This window comes from Streptomyces sp. PH10-H1, from assembly GCF_030063355.1.
GTDB lineage: Bacteria > Actinomycetota > Actinomycetes > Streptomycetales > Streptomycetaceae > Actinacidiphila.
The window spans coordinates 1-19563 of sequence record NZ_JASISZ010000070.1 but is presented as its reverse complement, the minus strand read 5'-3'; the positions used below and the strand labels follow the sequence as shown (position 1 = coordinate 19563).

The following is a 19563-nucleotide window of genomic DNA, read 5'->3' as shown; positions in this document are numbered from 1 at the left end:
CAACTTCTCCCGACCGTTCGAACCCCCTGATTCCCTCACCGCCATCAGGTAAAATCCGGTTTTCCCGTTTCCCGTGCGCCATCCCGGCGAGGCTCCTGCTCCGGCCAGCCGCTCGATGGCTCGTGACCTACGCACTCCGTACACAGGCTCAGCGTGCCCGAGTTGGACGCTTTCCAGGCCAGGAAAGCGGAAAGGCCCCAGTTCAGGGGCTCGATCTGAGGTTCACCGTGGAGCCGCCTTCGGGATTCGAACCCGAGACCTACGCATGACGAGTGATCGTGACACGTGGTGCTGCAGAGTTTTGCCAGGTCCTGTTTTAGCAGGTCGGAGCACCTGCCCCGGTCCATCGGGTGTCGTCCCGTACCGACCCGCCCACCGGCGTCCGGGCTCCCCTGCGCAGTCCGCTCACGCATCGCTCACGAACTTTCGGCGCACGGCTCAGGTGCGAATGTCCCGCTGCCGGGACACCAGCGGGGAGTACGACTGCGGGCCACGACAGACCCGCACGTGACGGCCGCAACAGCGGTACGGCTGCTCGATGACCCGCGCGAGTCCGTTCGTCGCTCAGCGCCAGGCACCCTCGTCTGCCCGCGCGGGTATTGGTCCAGCTCTTGCGGGACATCGACACTTCGGAGGTGGCGGCCCTGCACCGAGAGCTGCCGGTCCATGTCATGCGGCAGATGATCCAGCGGCTCCGAGCTTGAACCAGCGCCATCTCGGAGCCCTTCGCCGATGATCCGCTCGCCGTTTCACACCTTCGACCAACTGGACCTACCAGCAGGTGAGTGGTCGAAGCCCACATCCGAGACCGCGCCAAACGGTCACGGTTACGGGGCTCACCGACCAGCCGATCGCAGCGTCAGTGCAGTGCTGTCCACCGCGCGTCCACCGCAGCTGTTCGCGTTGAGCCGTGACATCGGCAAAGTGCCAGCTCACAGCCCCGTGGAGCGCCTTGAACACAGAAACCACATCGTCTATCCACGCTCCGGAGCGCGCAGGTCAGCGGTGCTCGATTTGACCGAATCACAAGGTCAAAGAAACGGAAAAGCCCCAGGTCAAAGGCTTGACCTGGGGCTGACCTCAGAGCCCCCTGTCGGATTCGAACCGACGACCTTCGCTTTACAAGAGCATTTCGGGCGGCTGATCTACCAGCAATAACACCCTCACAGGCCGGTTGACCTGCGCAAAGGCATCACGCCTTATCCCGCAGTGTCCCGGCTTCTCACGTTCTCGTGTGTACGCGATGTGTACGAGAACGGAGCGGCCCCGGAAGGTGCGACAACACCGACCAGGGCCTACGGCCGGACCCCTCTCAGACAGGAGTCCAGACCATGACCACCACTGTAGAGAACCCCGTCAACCTGACCGGTGACGAGCCCATCCCGTACACCCTCAACGTGTCCCTCGCGAAGGCGTTCGCCGCCATCACGGCCCCCCGCACCTGGACGTTCACCGTTCCGGCCTGGTGCAACTTCCACGCCGAGCTGACGCAGGTCTGCCCGACGTTCTGCACCGACGATCACGCGAGCGACATCGACACCCCCACGCCGCCGTCGGACATCTGCCACGGCCAGTTCATCGACGGCTGCATCGTGCAGCTCACCGACTCGAACCAGCCCACCGAGCCCTGGGGTGTGCTGAGCGGGCACCTCCAGGTGAGCCCGTACTCGACGGACCCGCGGGACCGTGTCCCGCACGTGTCCGTCGAGCTGGTGCAGGAGATCTGGACCGACGCCCTGAATCCGGAGCAGCTGGCCGAGCTGATCGAGAAGCTGGCCGGCCGGGTCGAGAACCTGCGCCACGTCCACGCCGAGCTCGTCGCGGCTGTCGCCGAGTGGGAGGCCCGCCGGTGAACACGATCGCCCACCGGCCGACCGAGGTGGCTGCCATCGCGGCGGCTGCCCGGTCGGGCCGGCCCCTTCCCTCGATGCCCGTCCTGTTCGCCGCGCTGGTGACCGCCTACGCCACCCGCGACCGGCACGGCCTGAACCTGTTCGCGCACGCCATCGCCCGCAAGGGCGGAGAGGTGGGCCAGGCATGACCGACCCCATTCCCGCGAACATCCGCGCCCTGCTGGCCGCCGTCCGTGACGCCCTCGACCTGCCGCTCGCCGCGACCGAGGACGACCACAAGACCCGCGCCAAGGTCATCGACCGGCGGGTGTCGGACACTCACCTGCTCGTGAATGCGCTCCTCAAGCAGGCTTTCCCGTTCGTCGAGGACACCACGGAGCAGCTGCTCGCCTGGACCGCCGAACACCCGATCGCGTACACGCCGTTCGTGTTCAGGGCGGCGACCGGTGAATGACCGTGACTTTCTCAAGTGGGCGGCGCTGGCCGCCACGTTCGTGGTCACCGCGTCCGGTGAGTACGAGCTGGCCCGGGTCTGCGGGTTCGGGTACTGGGTCGCGGCCGGCGTACCGGCAGCCCTCGACATCTACGCGCTGCGCGCCATGCGGGCACACCGTGACGTCCTCGCGGTCGTGGTCTCGATGATCGCGGTGAACGCCGCCAGCCACGCCGTGTCCGCCGGCCTGATGCCCGTGTCGGTGTGGCTCGTCGTCGCCGTCTCGGCCATCGCCCCGCTGGTTCTGTGGCGGGTCCACAGCCTCGGCACGACGCCGGAACCGGAGGCCAACCTTTTGGATGTTATCCAAGAGGTTCCGCCGGTTCCGGTGAGCGTCGAGCGGGTCGCGGAGCCTCAGGTCACGGGCGTGACGCTTCCCGCAGATCTGCGGGAAGCGTCCACTCTGGGCCCGATGTTCCCGCTGGCGGAACTGCTGGCCGGAACCGGCCGTGACCAGGGCGAACGACTGGCAGGTGTAACACCTTCCCTAGCCGGTGTTACACCTGCGGAACGGGCGGAACCGGCGGAACCTGCTCCCGGTACCGGCGGAACTGGATCTAGTTCCGGTGAGGTTCCGCCCGGGGTCGCAGCCGAGCATGTGACCGCCGTCCGACAGTGGCTGGCCGCCGATCCGGAACTGACCGGAACCGCGATCGGAACCCGGCTCGGTAAGAGCGACGGCTACGGCCGCAGGGTCAAGCGCGCAGCCCTGGCGGTGACCGCATGACGGACATCAACAAGGCGTCCGAAGAGGCCGTCAACGCCGCCCGGCAGGCCGAGCAGTTCGCCCTGATGCTCGCCGCGATCCAAGCAGCGCAGGCGGTGCAGCAGCAGCCCGTCCCGCCGCCGGAACCCGTACAGCAGTCCTCGGGCGGGGCCGCGAAGTGGATCGGTATCGGGGTCGGCGGGTCCGTGTTCCTGCTGACCGTGGCTATCTCCGCCGTAGCCGTAGCGATCTCCGCCGTAGCGCTCACCGCCTGCTTGATCGTTCTGCGGTCGATGTGGCGGGAGTACCGGGGCGACAAGGGCTGACGGCCTCACCGTCCGGCCGAAAGAACGTGCCACGTTCCTAAAGAGAGTGGCACTCACAATACGTCCGCCACCAGGGAGTTCGCATGATCCGCACGCATCCGAACGACCCGCCGTTGACCGCCAGGGAATCCGCCGAGATCGCCCGCATGACCGCCCTGGCCGTCCTGCGCGGCGGTACCTACACCACGGCGCAGGAACGCCGCATCGACCGCATTCTCGACGGCGCCCGCAAGCGCGAAGCCGCCGGTAAGTAGCTACCCCCGGGGCGGCCGTTCGCCGGCAAGCTGTCCGGCCGCCCCGGTTCACCCGCCACTCTCTCGAGCACAGGAGCTCCCAGCATGACCGATCTCGATACCCGCCCCGTACTCGACTCGGGTACGCCCGAGGGCGCTGTACCCGCACTCGCGAGTACGCCGGGTACAGCGGGTACGCCCGGCCTCGACAAGGCGGGTACGCCCGCCGATGCGGTACCCGCGCCCGTACCCGACGAGGAGATCGTCGAGGCCGTCGACCGCGTGGGTAACCCGCTGGCCGACTGGCTCACCGTGCCCGACGTCCCGATCCTGCCCGCATGGGCGCGCAGCGCTGCCAGCGTCCGCGCCAACGCCGGCGCCCTGGTCCGCCTCGCCTGGTGGCAGGCCCGGTTCCACAGCACCCGCGTCCCCAAGTACGGATGGCGCCTCGCGGTCCTCACCATCCGTGGGGCATGGCGTGGCGGGCGCCGGCTGTGGCCCGTCCTCACCGCGGCCGATCACACCCGGACCGTCAAGGCCCTCGCCGCCCGGTCGCACGCCCGACCCGATGATGAATCCCTCGCCATCCAGCACCAACTTGCGCACCGTGCCCGTACCGAGGCCCGCCGCTGGCGGTTCGGTGCCACCGTGGCCAGTACCGGCGCGGGCAGTACGGCCCTGGCGCTGGCCTCTCTCGGCGTCCAGACGTTCGCCGGCTGCCTGGCCTGCGGGGGCCTGGCCACCCTCGGTTGGGGCGACGCCTCGCAGTTCCTGGACTCCTCGAACCCGCCGTTGCGGATCGACATGTCCGCCCAGCAGCTCAACGACGCGCTACGGGCCGTCGGTTTGCTCAAGACCGGCAAGGGCGACGAGGACGGACCGAAGGTCACATGCGTCATGGGGCCGCTGCGGGACGGGGCAGGCTGGGCCACCGTGTTCGACCTGCCCCGGGGTGGCGGGAAGACCGCGGCCGACGTCCTGGCCAAGCGCACCGCCATCGCCGCCGAGCTGGGCGTGGACGAGATCCAGGTCATCATGTCGCGGGTCCGGGCGCACGGTGGCGGGCACGCCGGCCGGGTCTCCCTGTGGGTGGCGGACGACGACCCGTACCTGGCCGACCCCAACCCGTCACCGCTGGCCAGCCTGGACGTGTTCTCCGTGTGGGATCCGATCCCGTTCGGGCAGGACGCGCGCGGCAACCGCGTCAACGTCCCTGTGGTCTGGCAGTCGATGTTCTTTGGTGGCCTCCCGCGCCGCGGCAAGACGTTCACGCAGCGCCTCATGTCCGCGGCCGGAATCCTCGATCCGTGGGTGCGCCACTACGTCGCCGACGGCAAGGGCGGGGCGGATTGGATGCCCATGCGTGCGGTCGCGCACCGCCTGGTGATGGGTGCCGAAGAGGACGCCATCGCCGCACTCAAGCTCATGCTGCGCGAACTCATCGGCGAAATGGAACGACGCTTCGCCCTCTTCCGGTCGCTGCCGACGTCGATGTGCCCCGAGGGCAAGCTCACGAAGTTGATCGTTGAGCGGTACAAGCTGCCGTTCATCTTCGTCACCATCGACGAACTGCAGGAGTACCTCACCTCGATGGAGAAGGAGGAGCGGGACCAGGTCATCAATGACCTGTGCCGCATCGCGCGCCGCGGCCCGGCCGCCGGCTTCGTCTCCAACTTCGCGTCCCAGCGGCCGGACGCGGAGTCCGTTCCTACCAAGCTGCGCGAGATCATCACCCTGCGGTACTCGACACAGGTCGTGGACCAGACCAGCTCAGACATGGTGCTGGGCAAGGGCAAGGCCAGCCAGGGTGCGGACGCGTCGGTGCTGTCCGAGGAACACAAGGGCGTTGGCGTGCTCGTCACCGGCCCGGCCTCGTTCGTGACCGTCAAAGCCGATCTGCTGGACGGCAACGGATTCGCCGCAATCTGCGCCAAGGGCCGTGTCTCCCGGGAGGCCATCGGGCAACTGACCGGTGACGCGGCCGGCGACGTCACCGCCGGAGCGGAAGCCTTGGGCGTAGCCATCCCGGGCGTGATCTCCGACGTGCTGGACGTGATGCGGCACTCGGTCCGCATGTTCACGACCGATCTCCTGTCGGGCCTGGTCAACCTCGACGAAGACACCTACGGCGATTGGGACTCCGACAAACTCGCCGCGGCCCTCGCCGACGCCGGCGTGAAGCGCGTCAGCAAGCAGGTGAAGATCAACGGCGCGAACCTCGCCGGCTACCAGCGCCGCGACGTCGAGGACGCGGTACCCGTCGAGCTGCTGATGGCCGCAGCGTGACCCGGTAGAGGCAACCGGCCCTACCCGCCCCGCTACCGAACCGCCCCCGACCACCCACTACCGCAGACCCCGGAAGTAGACGGGGGCCGCTACCAAGGTCACGACCCCGGTAGCGGCCACCCACCTGCACGGTAGCGCCGGTAGAGGGGGCACAGCATCAGCCCTCGATCGCCCCGATACGGCCACATGTCCGGCCCCTGTGGCACACGCGCCCCTGCTCTCCTCCGGGAGGACAGGGGCGCATTCGTGCGTTCGGGCTACAGCAAGCGGGCTGCTCATCTCCGAGCATGGAACCGGCCTTGCCCCATACCCTGACAGTGACGAAGCTGTAAGGAAGGGGCAAGGCCGTGTCATCTGATGCTACCCCGGACCCGAATGCGGAACCGATCGCGTTCGGCCAGAGACTCCAACTCCTGCGCACCCGCCGCGGCATGACCCGCGAAGTCCTCGCCGGCCTGCTCGGCAAGTCCACGTCCTGGCTCAAGCAGGTCGAGGGTGGCCGGCTGCAGACACCAAAGCTGGACGTGATCCTGGCCCTCGCCGAGGCGTTGCGGGTGCGGGATCTAGCCGATCTGACCGGCGACCAGACCAGGCACATCGGCATGTTCATCGGTCCCGGACACCCGAAGCTGCCCGCCGTCGTCGCAGCCGTCAACGCCTTCCCCCTGACCGCCAACCATGAGGCCGCACCCATCGGTCACCTACAGGCCCGCCTTGCCCGCGCCTGGCAGGCACGGCACTCCGCCCCTAACCACCGTGAGGTCGTCGGCGGCCTGCTGCCCGACCTGATCCGCGACACCCAGCAGGCGGTACGGCAGGCCGAGACGGCCCTGGACCGGCGGGCAGCGCAGGCCGTCATGTCCGAGGTCTACTCCCTGGCCCAGTTCTTCGTGGCCTACCAGCCCGATCCCTCCCTGCTGTGGCGGGTCGCCGAGCGGGGCATGGTCGCCGCGCAGGAGTCCGAGGACCCGCACATCATCGGCATCGCCGCATGGCTCACCGCGCAGGCACACCGCGATTCAGGGCCCGGCCACTACGACGCTGCCGACGCAGTGAACCTCGAGGCCCTGCACTTCCTCGAACCACTGTTGCCGGACGCCAACGATGACGTGCTCGCCATCACGGGCGCGCTCCGCTTCGAGGCCGGCTACACCGCCGCCCGCCGCGGCGATACAGGCGCAGCATGGGGGCACTGGGACCAGGCAGACCGCATCGCTATCCGGCTGCCCGCCGACTACTACCACCCCGTGACGTCGTTCTCCCGGGCCGTGATGGGCGCCCACGCCGTGACCGTGGCCGTCGAGCTGCACGCGGGCGGCGAATCGGTGCGCCAGGCCGCCCGCTCGGAAGCATCCGTGATCCCGTCCCGGCCGCGGCGGGCCCGCCACCGTATCGAGCAGGCCCGCGCCTACCAGCTCGACGGCCAGCCGGACGTGGCTCTTGCCACCCTGGACCAGGCGCACGAAGCCGCGCCGGAGACGATCCGGTGGAACGGCTACGCGAAGCGGATCATCCTGGAAGAGGCCGAGTCCACTGTGCCCGCCCGTCGGCGCCGTGCAGCTGAACTGGCGGTGAAGGTAGGGCTGCTGGCCGCGTGAACGAGGGGGCACAAACTGTGCCCCCTACCGGTCCGTGACGCTCCTACGGTCGTGATCAGAACCCTGATCGCTGCCACGGGAGCCAGCATGAAAACGGACCGCCCCGAACCCACGCCGCTCACCCATCCCGGTCTGACGATCGCCGTCTACCGGGTCGACGAGCAGGGGCAGCGCACCACCGTCCAGGCCGCCCAGGCGGTGCCGGCTGGCAACGTGCCCATTACGGGCCAGTGGCCGCTGTGCCGCTGCGAGCGCTGCCGCAACGAGGAGCCCATCCGATGACGCCCGCCTGGTGCCCGTGGTGCAAAAACGAACTGACCGAGAACGACCGCGTCATGGTCGGCGTCGTCGAGGTCGCCTCCGGCCCCGGCCGGCCCGTGTACGCCTGCTCTGACTGCAAGGTCGCCTACCGCATCATGGCGTTCGCCGACCACCCGCCCAACACCAACGGCAAGCCCCGGTACATCGAACGCCGCTTCGCCCTCTGAGACCGGGCCGCCGGCCGTGCCCCCGCACGGGAACGGTGGCCCTGAGCCCCGGCCGGAGTGCATCCCGGCCGGGGCACCTTCATGTGGTCCGACGCTGCCGGGCCTCCATCATCTCTTCCAGCTTCGACTTCGCCTTGACCTCCGCCAGGCCCAGCCGCGTCCGATCCGCCGGCGTCAGCCCCAGCGCCGCCATCGCACGCCCCAACTCCCGCTCCACCGTGGAGAGCATCCCGACCAACGGGTTGGCGTAGGCGTAACCCTTGTCCGTGTAGAGCACCGGGGCGGACGCCTCCAGGCGGGCCAGCCATCCCGCGCGCCGGTCGAACAGCTCGCACAGCATCGTCACCGCCACCCGGTCCGACTCCGCCATCCACGCACAGGACGTCACCACCTCCCAGACCGCACGGCCGGCGCCGGCCAGATGATCGGGAGGTGCACTCCCCGCGGCCGGGACCAACACGACCACCCTCCCCGCCTTCGGCAACGGCCGGCGGCCAGGATTGCCGAGCCGGCGTTTTCGCTCGTTCGGAATCGGCGGCGGACCAGGCATCGCAGACCGTCCTTCCTGGGGACTCAGCCCCACCCGGTTACATTCCGTAGGGATGACGGTCCGACTCCGGATCCCGGACCAGACCCCCCACCCCTTCGACCTGCGCTCACATGTCCAGCCACGGGGCCGGGTCCGAATAGGATCATGGAATCCAAGATCAACCCACCCCCCCACCTACGGCAGTCCGTCACGCAGGGTTGCTGCCGGCGTCGGCTGATGTCGACGCTGTGTGCTTGCCGTTGCTGCTGGTACTGGTGGCCACCTCGCCTGCTGCCTCGGTGTGAGGGTGCACGGCGCAGGGTCACGGCCGTGGGTGGCGTCGTGCTGCACGGTTGGCCGGCTGCGGGTCGGTGTGCACGTCGGGTTGAGGGGCGTGGTTACCGTGCGCGTGCTGCCCTGTGGTCGGGCGACTGGCCGCTGTGTGTGCAGGGTGGGTGTGCCGCTGTGCCGTACCGCGTGCTCGGGCCGCTGCTGCCCTGTGGTGGGCGTTCTGCAGGGCTGCGAGGGCACCATCGAACAGTCCTTTGCTCACTGGCTCCTGCCTCTCCTGTGTGGGTGTGTGGTGCGCTGGAAGGGTGGGCGGAAATCTGTGGTGCCGAAAACAGGTGAGGGGTCGAAATGTGGTGGGCCCGAAATCTTGGACCAGGGGGGTGCTGCCCGCCACGGCTGAGCGTGCGTGGCGGGCAGCGGGTAAGGCGCAGGCAGGGTCATCGGGTGGGAAACGGAGGGCATCCCTATCCCGCCTTGGCTCCGGCTACGTGCGTTCGGCTGTACGGGCCGGTCGCCGGTGACGTTGACGCCAAGTCGTCGGTCTAGAACGTCGGGGTCACAAGCCCCGAACCCTGAATGATGCTGATGGACTGCGGGTACCGGCCAGGGATGTAGGCGAGGTACGAGTAGAGCCGGCAGAAGACCGACATCTGTGAGGCGTAAGTCTGCTGGAACGCTTCCGCCCTGATGTCGCCTTCGAAGATCCACTGATCGGAGTTGCGCAGGACCAGGATGGAATCCTGGTTGGTGCCCGCACCGCCGTTCACGGGAATGTTCGCGTCGAGGAACACCGGCAGTCCGAGCATGATGCCGACGCTGCCTTCGGCTACCACGTCGGTCTGGAGTGCGGCGACGTTCATGGGTCCGCCGGCGGTGGGGACGATGAGCGGGCGGCCGGTGGAGTCTGCCTGTGCTTCGGCCCATGCCCAGCGCCGCGGGTGCATGACGATGGCGGTGGCCGGCATGAAGCGGGCGGTGTGGATGCTGCTCATCGCGGAGGCGAGCTTGGCGTACATGCCGCCGGCGCCGCCGAGGGCGGGGCTGGCCTGGGTCCAGGTGATGGCGTTGGTGCCGGCCAGGGTGAACAGTCCGAGGACCTGGCCCGCCGAGCCGGTGCCGGACAGGATCTGCAGGTCGATCTGCTTGGCGTGGTCTGCGGCGAGGTCCTGCAGGATCACGGTGTCGATGTTGAGCGGGGACTGTTCCATCAGCTGGAGACTGACGGTCTGCCCGCCGGCGATAGTCGTCACGCCGGACGAGACCGCGGTCGTACTGAGGTCGGTGTTCTGCACGCCGGTGTTCTGGGTGGCCTGGACGGCCGTGGCGGTACCAGTGTTGATCTTCGGCAGGTTGATCGAGTCGGTGCCCGGGGGCAGCGGGTTCGCGGTGGCGAGGTTCGCGGTGATGCGACCAGCACGGACGAACCGGACGAAGTCGTCTTCCATCCATTTTGGCGGAACCCACTCGCCGCCGACCCCGTTGACGGTGGTCAGGGCGCGGGTTTCGGCGTCATGGCCCTTGGTGTCGGCGACCATCTGGTTGTTGCGCTGCAGGCGGTCTGCGGCGTCGCGGTCGCCCTTGGTTCGGGCGTTGTAGAGGTCGCGGAAGTAGGAGACTTGCCCGTTCTTCCGGTAGACCTGCGGTTCGCCGGTCACACCGTTGCCGTAGGGCGCGTACTTGCGGGCGACCTGGCCGGCGGAGATATCTGCGGCCAGTTGGTCGCTGAGTTCTTGGTCGCGCTCGTTGATTTCGAGCATCTGACCTTCGAGCTCGTTGAATCGCTTGCGCTCGTTGACGGACAGGGCGCGGCCGTGCTTCTCGGGGGCCGCCATCAGGTTGTCCATCTCACGCTTGAGCTGGGCTCGGTTTTCCCGCAGCTGGTTGATCATTTCTTGCTTGGTCACGGGGCTCTCCCGAAGGTTTTGGGTGGGCCGCGGTCGTCTTCACGCGGTGTGGGGTATTGCGCGGCCGGTTGAGCCCCATCCAGGACCGGTGCGCGGCCGTCGTTCCCGAATCCACGGGTCGGACGGCGTGACGTACGAATGCTGTTCCGGTCGACCCTTCTCGGTTTGGTCTCCACCGTGGTGACCGAGAGGGCGACGGGACGTTCGTGCACTCGGGGGTAATTCTAGCCGGTCGGGGCGTCGTTGAGGGGGTTATGCAGCGGGCGGGATGTCGTCGATGCGGGATTCACGGTCGTGGTGTGCCCATGCCTGGTCCCGGAGTTGAGTGGCCTGCTCGTGTTCGGCGGGGCTTCCGGGGGCCGGCAGGGTCGCCTCGATGGCGGCGATCCGGGCGCGGTGATGCTCGAGGCGCTGGATGTCGCGGGCGGCCTGCTCGGCGGCGTCAACCGCGTTGGCGTTGCGCAGCTCCGCGCTGAGGGCTTGCAAAAGCGGGTTACTGCCGTCAGCGAGGACCTGGGCGGCGGCAGCGCGCTTGCTCGCGGTCATCTCCTCCATGGCCTTCTGCAAGGCAGGGAATGCGGTTTCGCGGGTGACGGCCTCGAATCGGTGGCCGTCAGTCGGCTGGGTGCCGTCGATGCCGCTGCGGTGCAGGAGTTCGATGGCGAGGGCTTGCAGGACTTCGGTCCTCGAGGTGGCAAGCATCATGGCCTCGAGGAGGAGTTCCCTCGGTGTCATGGCTTCGATGGCCTTCTGCGCGGCCGGGAATCGGGTCTTGGGCACGGTCTGTCACTCCTAGGTGCTGCGTGGTGGAATTACGGGCTCTCTGATCCGGGAAGGTGCGTACCCCCGGCATCGGGGAGGTCTATAGGCGCACTGAACTGCGGATATGCAAGACCGCCAGGGGGTACGCACGGCTGCGTACCCCCTGGCATCGAACCCCAGGGGTACGCACGGCTGCGTACCCCTGCCCCATAGCCATTGACCTGCTGAAACGCCAAATACGAGAGGGGGTACGCACTTGGGGCCGGGAGAGAGGGTGTTTTCTGTCGAGGATGGGAGCGATGTCACTCTCCGTCCTCGGAATCCGTGGCGAACACGGCCGGGTTGAAGACGTACAGGCGCACCTTGGAGCCGTTGAGGTTCCGGCCAAGGAGGTAAGGCGGCCGGTAGGAAGCGCTCTCGACCAAGTGACCGCTCTCCCGCCAACTGGAGATCACCGAGTCAAGGTCGTAGTTCGCCTTCCGCAGCGTCTCCTTCAACCGCTCCGGCAGGAGGGCAATGGTGGGCCGCTCGTCGACCGTGATCTCCCTGCCGATCCATCCGCCGAACGGCGGATCGTTCTCGGTGTACGGGCCCCACAGTTCCCGGCGGTGGGATGCGACGTACTCGCGGACTACGTCGAGGGCCATCTCGCCGCGATTGTCCGTCTGATCAGATACCGCGAAGATCTGGGCCCAGACGGCTGCGTCCGGAGAGGGAAAGGGCACGATGCCCCACATGTGGCCGAGCTCGGCGGCAAGCGCCAGGGCGGCCACCATAGGGGCCCGGCGGGCACTCATGTCGCTGCTGTACTTGTGCGCCTCTGTCAGTGCCTTGTGACGGGCCACGATCGTCTTCTTGCCACCGCCAGCGAGCTGGTCGAGCAGCTTCTCGACGAAGCGGGGACCGGCCACGCCGAAGTTTTCGGCGCACCCGTCCCGTACCTCGACCGCGGCGGCGGCCGACTCCGGTCCGTCGGTTCCGAAGGGTGCTGACTTAACGGACAGCACTCGGGCTCCCGCGCCCTGATCGGTGGTGAACGTCAACACGGACTGCTCGCCAGTGGACACCATGACCGTGCGCCAAGCCAGCCCGGACGGCCAGCCGCCGCCGCGGGCTTGACCGTGGTTCTTGGGGATCTGGTACAGCACCCCATGGACAAACTCGGGGTCCTTGACGAGCTTGGTCTCGTCGACCACGACCGGCAGTCCGTTGACAAGGTTGAGCCGCTTCTCCAGCGCCAACATGGTCGTGCGCCACGAGTACATTCCGTCGGATCGCTCGCTGGGGTCAGCCCACAAACTCATACCCGCCGCGGCGGCCGTGGTCTTTCCGCGCGTTGACCGGCCGCTGATATCCACGGTGAACGAGTCGACGCCGACGATCTGCAGCAGCGGAGCGGCAAGGCAGGCGTACAACGCCATCTGCGCGGACGCATAAGACTCCATGCGCTTGATTGCCGCCTGCCAGCCCTCGAACGTCCCAGCAGGGGCATGCGCGGCCAGCGCGGGCTTCTGCTCGTCGAACTTCACCTCGACCCGATGCGGGGTCTCCTGCGAGGTGACGAATGTGCCGTCCTCCTGCCAGCCCAGTCGCCGGGCAAGGTAGAAGCGCGGGATGGCATTGCGGTTGATCGACTCCAGGGCGGCGAGCCACCGTTCAACCTGCTTGGAGTCGGCCTCGATCACGGGCAGGCCGGCGTCACCGAGGGCGGCGACCAGGTGGCGGCCACGCTTGGCGATCGAGCGGGCCACGATGCGGGTAACGACCCTGCCGCGGTCCGTCCAGGCGAGCTCTACCGTTTGGTCTCCGTCGGGGTCGGTAAAGATTGCGCGGACGATGAGCGGCGCATAGGTGACCCGGATCAGGATCTCTCCGTCTTTGGTCTCCTTCACTGCCCAGACGCCGCTGTGGTTGACGCGGTAGCCGGTCGGGCACCGGTACTTGACCGCTGCTTCGTCACCTTCGTTGTGCACGATGCGGAGGAGGCTTTCTCCGAAGCCGTCGGCCGACTGCTCGTCGGTCTGATCGTCAGTCACGCGGCTACCTCCTGATTCGTGTAGGTGAGGTACCGGCCGCCGCCGCCGGGGATGCGGACGGGCGGCCAGCCCGGGGTGGCTTGCAGCTGGTGAGGCTCGGCGAATTTCGTACGCGCCGCCGTTACGGCGCCGATCCGGCGGAGCGCGACGAGCCGTGATGCCTCGGCGCGGGCGTGGCCGAAGACCTCGGCGTACCAGTCGTGCGGGTCGAGGCTGTCGAGTCGCCACTGCTCGGCCTGGTGCCGCCGCCACTGCTCGGCGGCCTCCAGGACGGAGGCGAGACGGTGGGGACTGTCGGGCGGCAGGGCCCGCCATGCCGGGCTTCCGTACTCGGGAAAGTCCTTGGTGTCGTACAGCGCGAGGGTGGCTGCCCAGAGCGCGGTCACGTCCTCGGAGGAGTCGGTCATGCGACCCTCCCGCGGCGGGGCTGCAGCTCGTACACGGCTCCGCACGGCGCCCGCTTTTCACCGAGCGATACATGGCGGTGCCAGTCCCGGCACTGCGGGCAGCGGGCCGCGTACTCGATACGGCCGGCGGTGACGACGACTACTGGTCTGGCAGCGGGGAGGCGCGGTACTTTGGTGTCCGCCTCTCCGCCCGCCGCGAAGAGCGATCCCTGAGATGGGCCGGGTACCAGCCGGCCCATCTTTGCGTTCACGGTCATGCTGCGGCGCCCCCGGTTCCGACGGTCTGGGCGTCGAGCCACTTCTCGATGGCCGAGCGGCGGTACTTGATCCGCCCCGCTCTGCCCGGGGTCGTCTTGATGAAGTCGGGGCCCATGCTCATCCATCGCCAGTTGGCGAGGGTCTGCGGATTGAAGCCGTAGTCGGCGTGGACCTGCTTGGGGGTCAGAAGCTCGTCGGCCACTTTTACCGCCTCGCATGAGTTGTTTTTAGGTTCAGATGACCCTACAGTGGAGCCATGGCAGAGACCGTATCAGACGTTTCGGGACTGATAAAGATCCGACTGACGCCTAACCTGATCCGCATGACTGATGAGCAGCGGGCGGTTCGAGGCGCAGTGAACTGGGGTCCCACGTCGAAGGCCGTGGGCGCCAACGTGCGCAACTTGCGTGAAAAGCGTGGACTGTCGACCTACGACGTGGCTGGTCGCCTCAAGCGGGTCGGCCGGCCGATCGCCCCATCCGCGGTCGCGAAGATCGAGCGGAGCGAGCGGAGGGTGGACATCGACGACCTCGTTGCCCTCGCGGTGGTTCTGGACGTCAGCCCGAACGCGCTACTACTGCCCGCCGTGGCAGACGAATCGAGAGTCGGGATCACGTCGGAGGTGTCGACGAGTTCATCGCGCGCCTGGCAGTGGGCGACGGGCGAACGTCCGCTCGACACGTCCGCCGAGGCGAAGGAGTGGCCGGACTCTCCGGAGATGTACGAGCGCGGCCGGAACTTCCGACGTACGAACCGCCCCCACGTGCCACACATGCCGTTCGAAGAACTCTTCGCGCATGACGAGTCGCTGCGACCAATTTGGGCCGCTGTGCAGCATGCGCTCGATGTGGGCGTCCCGATGGACGCGATCAAGACCTACCTGAACATGCGTGAGCAGGCCGATGAGATCAAGGCTCGCAGAGAACGGAAGGGCGACGATCATGGCTAGGGTCTGGATCGAGGATCGCGCGAACCACGCCGACTACGTGACGGCGATGGAGAAGTGGAAGGTCGCGAAGAAGGCGGGCAGCAAGCGTGATGCGCCCGGCCGCTGGCGGGTCCGCTGGTACGGGCCGGACAACAAGCCGAAGGCATTGACCTTCCAGAAGCTGCCGCAGGCCGAGGCCGAGAAGCACTCACCGGGCGCCTCGACAAGGGTTCGTACCGCGACCCGCAGTCGGGCAAGGCCGCCGTGTCGGTGGTGGCCGAGGAGTGGCACAAGGCGTTGCGTAAGCAGGGCCGGCGCACGGTGGCCGACTACCGCGAACTGCTCGACAACTACGTGCTCCCGTACTGGGGGACGTGGCAGGTCGCGGCGATCCGCTGGGATGACGTCTCCGAATGGGTCGACCAGCTGTGCACGAAGCCGGGGGTCTCGGGCCGGATGCTCGGTCCGGCCAGGATCGTGAAGATCTACCGGGTGTTCGCCGGCGCCATGAAGCACGCGGTCAAGTCGCACCGCATCGCGGTCAGCCCCGTCACCGAGCACGACCTTCCGCGCGCCGACGAGGATGACGATCACGTCTATCTCACCCATGAGCAACTGGAGGCGCTGGCCGATGCTGCGGGTGAGTACCGGCTCCTGGTGCTCGTCCTCGGCTACTCCGGTATCCGCTGGGGTGAAGCCATCGCCGTCAAGGTGGGCCGCTTGAGCGTCGATACCCGCCGTATCCGCGTCGCGCAGGCGTACAGCGATGTGAAGGGGAAGCTCGAACTGGGCCCGGTGAAGACCCACGAGAAGCGGTCCGCGCCGATCCCTCGGTCCTTCGCCGAGGAGCTGCGTCCGCTGCAGACGGGGCGCGCACTCGATGCCCTGTTGTTCACCGCACCGGAAGGCGGGCCCTTGCGGTACCGCAACTTCCGATCGCGGGTGTTCGACCGGGCAGTGGTCGCGGCCGGGCTCGGCGGACTCGGGATCACCCCGCACAAGCTTCGGCATACCGCAGCCTCGCTCGCCATCGCGGCCGGCGCCGACGTCAAGGTCGTGCAGCTCATGCTCGGCCACAAGTCGGCAGCCATGACCTTGGACGTGTACGGCCACCTGTGGCCCGACCGGCTCGACGAGGTGGCGGACGTTCTCGACGCCAAGCGGGAACGGCTGCTCCTACGGCGGCGCTTCGCCACAGCGATCCAACGGCTGACCGAGCGGCAGGGCGCAGTCGTCCCGGCCGCACGTCAGCCGGACAGTGCGGCGCTCGCGGCCTAGGAAGGAAACCGAGATGTGTACAGAATGTGTACCGCCCGCCCGAGATCCCCCGGACGAGCGGCGGCCAACTGGCCTGTGACCAGCGTGTTACTGCTGAGCCCCCTGTCGGATTCGAACCGACGACCTTCGCTTTACAAGAGCGGTGCTCTGGCCAGCTGAGCTAAGGGGGCGCGGGCCCCGCGCATGGTGGTGTGAGTGCGGGCCAGGAGAAGTGTACTCAAGGCGGGGAGTGCCGAGGGAGCGGAAACTGGCGGACCAGGGGCTACTGACAAAGGCGCAGGCGGCGGGTAGCGTCACGGAGAGTCCGCATCTGGCGGACTAGACCAATCCTTCCTTTACTCGGATCGTCCGGCACGTTCCTGCCGGTGAGGGGCGCATCAGTTATGGCTACTGTCACGTTCGACAAGGCGACTCGTATCTACCCGGGCTCGGAGAAGCCCGCGGTGGACGGCCTGGAGATCGAGGTCGGGGACGGCGAGTTCCTGGTTCTGGTCGGTCCGTCCGGCTGCGGAAAGTCGACCTCCCTGCGCATGCTCGCGGGTCTCGAGGACGTCAACGGCGGTGCGATCCGCATCGGCGACCGCGACGTCACCCACCTTCCGCCGAAGGACCGGGACATCGCGATGGTGTTCCAGAACTACGCGCTGTACCCGCACATGACCGTCGCGGACAACATGGGCTTCGCGCTCAAGATCGCCGGCGTGAACAAGGCGGAGATCCGCAAGCGCGTCGAGGAAGCCGCGAAGATCCTCGACCTGAGCGACTACCTGGCGCGCAAGCCGAAGGCGCTCTCCGGCGGTCAGCGCCAGCGTGTCGCGATGGGCCGCGCGATCGTGCGTGAGCCGCAGGTGTTCCTGATGGACGAGCCGCTGTCGAACCTCGACGCCAAACTGCGTGTCCAGACCCGCACGCAGATCGCGAGCCTGCAGCGCCGGCTCGGCGTCACGACCGTCTACGTCACCCACGACCAGGTCGAGGCCATGACGATGGGGGACCGCGTGGCGGTCCTCAAGGACGGTCTGCTGCAGCAGGTCGACACTCCGCGCAACATGTACGACCGCCCGGCGAACCTGTTCGTCGCCGGCTTCATCGGCTCCCCGGCCATGAACCTCGTCGAGGTCCCGATCACGGACGGCGGCGTGAAGTTCGGCAACTCGATCGTCGCCATCGAGCGCGAGGCGATCGCGGCGGCTGCGGACAAGGGCGACCGCACGGTCACCGTCGGTATCCGTCCCGAGCACTTCGACATCGTCAACGGCGAGGCCAAGTCGCTGTCGAAGGACGAGCCGGCCGGTCTGGCCGTCACGGTCAACGTCGTCGAGGAACTGGGCGCGGACGGCTTCGTCTACGGCAGCGCCGAGGTCGGCGGCGAGCACAAGGACCTGGTCATCCGGGTCGGCGGCCGCGAGATCCCGGCCAAGGGCTCCGTGCTGCACGTGGTGCCGCGGGGTGGCGAGGCCCACGTCTTCTCGACCTCCACCGGCGAGCGTCTCAGCGACTGACAGCGACCGGCTCAGAGCGACCGGCTGACAGCGACCGCCTGACAGCGACCGACGCAGAACCGGCGGGGCGCACCCGCCCGCACGACGGAACGGCCGCCCGCGCACCGCGTGGGCGGCCGTTCCGCGTTCCACGATCCGCGTCCAGCGATCCCGTTCCGCGGTCCGCATGGGCAGCCGTTCCGCGGTCCCGATCCGGTGTCGACAAATACCTACACACACCGGTCCTTTCGACTCTGTTCGTCAACCGGCCGCACCCGTATCAGCGATTCCCCTCACCCGCCAGGGTGACTAAATGTCGCCAATTCATTACCCCTCGCTACGATCGCGAGCGTGAACCAGGTAGCTCGCCGCATCGGCAAGACATTCGCGCTCGTACTCCCGGTCGTTCTCGTCCTGTCCGGGACCCTCGCCGTCACCCGCGTCCCGTGGGCGACCTCGGCCTCCGAAGCCCAGGTGCTCACCGCGTCGCACGACAAACCGGAGATGGCGCTGTCCTCCAAGGAGCCGCAGGAGGTGCTGCGCACCCGCCTGCTGGACGAACTCCAGGAGAAGTCCGCGGGGGTCGTCCTGACCGACCTCCAGGCGGAGATGGCCTCCAGGCCCTCGCTCGCGAAGTACTGCACCTCGATCGCCCGGTCGCTCGGTCGCGCCGCGGTGGCCAAGTACGGCGCGACGCGTGCCCAGTCCTTCTCGCGCCCGGTCTGCGACACCTCGTTCGCGACCGGCGTCGCCTCCGTCTACTGATGCCGGCCGGCGTCCCGAGGTCCGGGGACAGTCGGGCAACGGTCCGGGGACGCCGTCACCGCGAGGTCCCGTAGGGTGCCCAGCATGACGACCGGCGCTGCTCCCGTCACCCAGGCCGTCCTCCTCGCCGGAGGGCAGGGGTCGCGACTGCGGCCCTATACCGATGACCGTCCCAAGCCGATGGTCGAGATCCCGGGCACCGGGACACCGATCATCGGCCACCAGCTCGACTGGCTGGCCGCCGAGGGCGTCACCGACGCCGTCGTCTCGTGCGGCCACCTCGCCGAAGTACTCCAGAAGTGGCTGGACTCGGCGCGGCTGCCGCTGAACGTCACCACAGTCGTCGAGAAGGAGCCGCTGGGCCGAGGCGGCGGACTCAAGTACGCCGCCCGGTCGCTCCCCCGCCCCGACGAGCCCTGGTACGCCACCAACGGCGACATCTGGACCCGCTTCTCGCTGCGTGAGATGGCCGCGTTCCACCATGAGCGCGCCGCGGTCGCCACGCTGGCGCTGGCCCGCCCCCGGATCCCGTGGGGCGCCGTGGAGACCAATGAGTTCGGGCAGATCCTGGACTTCATCGAGTCGCCGCCCTCCCCGTTTCTGATCAACGCGGGCGTGTATGTCTTCGACCCGGAGTTCACCGGGCTGCTGCCGGACCTCGGCGACCATGAACGCACCACCTTTCCCCGGCTCGCACGCGAGCGCCGGCTGGCCGGCTTTCCGATCCCGCAGGGCGCGTACTGGCGGGCCATCGACACGGCGAAGGACCTCACCGAGGCCGCCAAGGAGCTGGCTGCCCTGCGGCTCTGAGGGCCTGAGGGCCTGAGGGCCTGAGGGCCTGAGGGCCTGAGGGCCTGAGGGCCTGAGGGCCTGAGGGCCTGAGGGCCTGAGGGCCTGAGGGCCTGAGGGCCTGAGGGCCTGAGGGCCTGAGGGCCTGAGGG

The 19563-nt window shown here is 68.1% G+C and carries 23 protein-coding genes and 1 tRNA gene; 15 read left to right on the top strand and 9 right to left on the bottom strand.

Features of this window, described 5'->3' with window-relative positions:
• Positions 1-1331: 1331 nt before the first annotated feature.
• The 10 genes from QMK24_RS31795 (at position 1332) to QMK24_RS31750 (ending at position 7983) form a co-directional block, all read left to right on the top strand.
• Positions 1332-1853 carry a DUF6907 domain-containing protein gene (locus QMK24_RS31795; RefSeq protein WP_283470318.1) on the top strand — a complete coding sequence of 174 codons (522 nt, stop codon included), beginning with the start codon at positions 1332-1334 and terminating at the stop codon, positions 1851-1853.
• Positions 1850-2041: a hypothetical protein gene (locus tag QMK24_RS31790; RefSeq protein WP_283470317.1), complete on the top strand. Its 192-nt coding sequence runs from the start codon at positions 1850-1852 to the stop codon at positions 2039-2041. The genes QMK24_RS31795 and QMK24_RS31790 overlap by 4 nt, the downstream gene beginning before the upstream one ends.
• Positions 2038-2307: a hypothetical protein gene (locus QMK24_RS31785; RefSeq protein WP_283470316.1), complete on the top strand. Its 270-nt coding sequence runs from the start codon at positions 2038-2040 to the stop codon at positions 2305-2307. Before QMK24_RS31790 ends, QMK24_RS31785 begins: the two co-directional genes overlap by 4 nt.
• Positions 2300-3073, top strand: a complete 774-nt coding sequence (locus QMK24_RS31780; RefSeq protein WP_283470315.1) for a hypothetical protein — start codon at positions 2300-2302, stop codon at positions 3071-3073. The genes QMK24_RS31785 and QMK24_RS31780 overlap by 8 nt, the downstream gene beginning before the upstream one ends.
• Positions 3070-3378 (top strand): hypothetical protein, encoded by a 309-nt coding sequence (locus QMK24_RS31775; RefSeq protein WP_283470314.1) that lies wholly within the window; start codon positions 3070-3072, stop codon positions 3376-3378. The genes QMK24_RS31780 and QMK24_RS31775 overlap by 4 nt, the downstream gene beginning before the upstream one ends.
• An 83-nt stretch (positions 3379-3461) precedes the next feature.
• Positions 3462-3632 (top strand): DUF6257 family protein, encoded by a 171-nt coding sequence (locus QMK24_RS31770; protein WP_283470313.1) that lies wholly within the window; start codon positions 3462-3464, stop codon positions 3630-3632.
• Between the two features lie 84 nt (positions 3633-3716).
• A complete protein-coding gene (locus QMK24_RS31765; RefSeq protein WP_283470312.1) occupies positions 3717-5897 on the top strand; it encodes an FtsK/SpoIIIE domain-containing protein in 2181 nt (726 codons plus the stop codon).
• A gap of 347 nt (positions 5898-6244) precedes the next feature.
• On the top strand, positions 6245-7495 hold the full coding sequence (locus QMK24_RS31760; RefSeq protein ID WP_283470311.1) for a helix-turn-helix domain-containing protein: 1251 nt from the start codon (positions 6245-6247) through the stop codon (positions 7493-7495).
• A gap of 87 nt (positions 7496-7582) precedes the next feature.
• The gene (locus tag QMK24_RS31755) at positions 7583-7777 is read left to right on the top strand and encodes a hypothetical protein (RefSeq protein ID WP_283470310.1); all 195 of its coding nucleotides are present in this window, start codon (positions 7583-7585) and stop codon (positions 7775-7777) included.
• Positions 7774-7983, top strand: coding sequence for a hypothetical protein (locus tag QMK24_RS31750; RefSeq protein WP_283470309.1), 210 nt, complete (start codon positions 7774-7776; stop codon positions 7981-7983). The genes QMK24_RS31755 and QMK24_RS31750 overlap by 4 nt, the downstream gene beginning before the upstream one ends.
• Positions 7984-8062: 79 nt before the next feature.
• Here QMK24_RS31750 and QMK24_RS31745 read toward each other — a convergent pair whose 3' ends face one another.
• From QMK24_RS31745 to QMK24_RS31715, 7 genes are all read right to left on the bottom strand, one after another.
• Entirely contained in the window at positions 8063-8533 is a 471-nt protein-coding gene (locus tag QMK24_RS31745) for a phage terminase small subunit P27 family (RefSeq protein WP_283470308.1), read from the bottom strand.
• Between the two features lie 812 nt (positions 8534-9345).
• Complete coding sequence (locus tag QMK24_RS31740; protein WP_283470307.1) at positions 9346-10707, bottom strand: phage major capsid protein; 1362 nt, start codon at positions 10705-10707, stop codon at positions 9346-9348.
• A 252-nt stretch (positions 10708-10959) separates the two neighbouring features.
• On the bottom strand, positions 10960-11487 hold the full coding sequence (locus tag QMK24_RS31735; protein ID WP_283470306.1) for a hypothetical protein: 528 nt from the start codon (positions 11485-11487) through the stop codon (positions 10960-10962).
• Positions 11488-11771: 284 nt separating this feature from the next.
• Positions 11772-13505 carry a DUF927 domain-containing protein gene (locus QMK24_RS31730; protein WP_283470305.1) on the bottom strand — a complete coding sequence of 578 codons (1734 nt, stop codon included), beginning with the start codon at positions 13503-13505 and terminating at the stop codon, positions 11772-11774.
• Positions 13502-13912 carry a DUF2742 domain-containing protein gene (locus QMK24_RS31725; protein ID WP_283470304.1) on the bottom strand — a complete coding sequence of 137 codons (411 nt, stop codon included), beginning with the start codon at positions 13910-13912 and terminating at the stop codon, positions 13502-13504. The genes QMK24_RS31730 and QMK24_RS31725 overlap by 4 nt, the downstream gene beginning before the upstream one ends.
• Positions 13909-14169 (bottom strand): hypothetical protein, encoded by a 261-nt coding sequence (locus QMK24_RS31720; RefSeq protein ID WP_283470303.1) that lies wholly within the window; start codon positions 14167-14169, stop codon positions 13909-13911. The genes QMK24_RS31725 and QMK24_RS31720 overlap by 4 nt, the downstream gene beginning before the upstream one ends.
• Positions 14166-14372 carry a helix-turn-helix transcriptional regulator gene (locus QMK24_RS31715; protein ID WP_283470302.1) on the bottom strand — a complete coding sequence of 69 codons (207 nt, stop codon included), beginning with the start codon at positions 14370-14372 and terminating at the stop codon, positions 14166-14168. The genes QMK24_RS31720 and QMK24_RS31715 overlap by 4 nt, the downstream gene beginning before the upstream one ends.
• 54 nt (positions 14373-14426) lie before the next feature.
• On the opposite strand from QMK24_RS31715, the gene QMK24_RS31710 reads away from it, so the two are divergent.
• Positions 14427-15119 carry a helix-turn-helix domain-containing protein gene (locus QMK24_RS31710; RefSeq protein WP_283470301.1) on the top strand — a complete coding sequence of 231 codons (693 nt, stop codon included), beginning with the start codon at positions 14427-14429 and terminating at the stop codon, positions 15117-15119.
• Between the two features lie 33 nt (positions 15120-15152).
• Here the strand turns inward: QMK24_RS31710 and QMK24_RS31705 are convergent, their stop codons facing one another.
• A complete protein-coding gene (locus QMK24_RS31705; protein WP_283470300.1) occupies positions 15153-15389 on the bottom strand; it encodes a hypothetical protein in 237 nt (78 codons plus the stop codon).
• Positions 15390-15395: 6 nt separating this feature from the next.
• Here QMK24_RS31705 and QMK24_RS31700 point away from each other — a divergent pair, with 6 nt between their 5' ends.
• Positions 15396-16376: a tyrosine-type recombinase/integrase gene (locus tag QMK24_RS31700; protein ID WP_283470299.1), complete on the top strand. Its 981-nt coding sequence runs from the start codon at positions 15396-15398 to the stop codon at positions 16374-16376.
• Positions 16377-16472: 96 nt separating this feature from the next.
• On the opposite strand, the gene QMK24_RS31695 is transcribed toward QMK24_RS31700, so the two are convergent.
• A tRNA-Thr gene (locus QMK24_RS31695) sits at positions 16473-16546 on the bottom strand.
• Between the two features lie 213 nt (positions 16547-16759).
• Between QMK24_RS31695 and QMK24_RS31690 the strand changes: the two genes are divergently transcribed.
• The 3 genes from QMK24_RS31690 to QMK24_RS31680 all read left to right on the top strand — a co-directional run bounded on the left by QMK24_RS31690 (position 16760) and on the right by QMK24_RS31680 (position 19432).
• A complete protein-coding gene (locus tag QMK24_RS31690) occupies positions 16760-17878 on the top strand; it encodes an ABC transporter ATP-binding protein (protein ID WP_283470298.1) in 1119 nt (372 codons plus the stop codon).
• Between the two features lie 330 nt (positions 17879-18208).
• Complete coding sequence (locus tag QMK24_RS31685; protein ID WP_283470297.1) at positions 18209-18622, top strand: hypothetical protein; 414 nt, start codon at positions 18209-18211, stop codon at positions 18620-18622.
• A gap of 84 nt (positions 18623-18706) precedes the next feature.
• Positions 18707-19432 carry a nucleotidyltransferase family protein gene (locus QMK24_RS31680; RefSeq protein WP_283470296.1) on the top strand — a complete coding sequence of 242 codons (726 nt, stop codon included), beginning with the start codon at positions 18707-18709 and terminating at the stop codon, positions 19430-19432.
• The last annotated feature ends 131 nt before the right edge of the window (positions 19433-19563 follow it).

What these genes read in the sequence shown, in the direction of transcription:
- QMK24_RS31795 (WP_283470318.1), top strand. Translation starts at nt 1,332, where the DNA reads ATGACCACCACTGTAGAGAACCCCGTCAACCTGACCGGTGACGAGCCC.
- QMK24_RS31785 (WP_283470316.1), top strand. Translation starts at nt 2,038, where the DNA reads ATGACCGACCCCATTCCCGCGAACATCCGCGCCCTGCTGGCCGCCGTC.
- QMK24_RS31775 (WP_283470314.1), top strand. Translation starts at nt 3,070, where the DNA reads ATGACGGACATCAACAAGGCGTCCGAAGAGGCCGTCAACGCCGCCCGG.
- QMK24_RS31770 (WP_283470313.1), top strand. Translation starts at nt 3,462, where the DNA reads ATGATCCGCACGCATCCGAACGACCCGCCGTTGACCGCCAGGGAATCC.
- QMK24_RS31765 (WP_283470312.1), top strand. Translation starts at nt 3,717, where the DNA reads ATGACCGATCTCGATACCCGCCCCGTACTCGACTCGGGTACGCCCGAG.
- QMK24_RS31755 (WP_283470310.1), top strand. Translation starts at nt 7,583, where the DNA reads ATGAAAACGGACCGCCCCGAACCCACGCCGCTCACCCATCCCGGTCTG.
- QMK24_RS31750 (WP_283470309.1), top strand. Translation starts at nt 7,774, where the DNA reads ATGACGCCCGCCTGGTGCCCGTGGTGCAAAAACGAACTGACCGAGAAC.
- QMK24_RS31745 (WP_283470308.1), bottom strand. Translation starts at nt 8,533, where the DNA reads ATGCCTGGTCCGCCGCCGATTCCGAACGAGCGAAAACGCCGGCTCGGC.
- QMK24_RS31725 (WP_283470304.1), bottom strand. Translation starts at nt 13,912, where the DNA reads ATGACCGACTCCTCCGAGGACGTGACCGCGCTCTGGGCAGCCACCCTC.
- QMK24_RS31720 (WP_283470303.1), bottom strand. Translation starts at nt 14,169, where the DNA reads ATGACCGTGAACGCAAAGATGGGCCGGCTGGTACCCGGCCCATCTCAG.
- QMK24_RS31710 (WP_283470301.1), top strand. Translation starts at nt 14,427, where the DNA reads ATGGCAGAGACCGTATCAGACGTTTCGGGACTGATAAAGATCCGACTG.
- QMK24_RS31690 (WP_283470298.1), top strand. Translation starts at nt 16,760, where the DNA reads ATGGCTACTGTCACGTTCGACAAGGCGACTCGTATCTACCCGGGCTCG.
- QMK24_RS31680 (WP_283470296.1), top strand. Translation starts at nt 18,707, where the DNA reads ATGACGACCGGCGCTGCTCCCGTCACCCAGGCCGTCCTCCTCGCCGGA.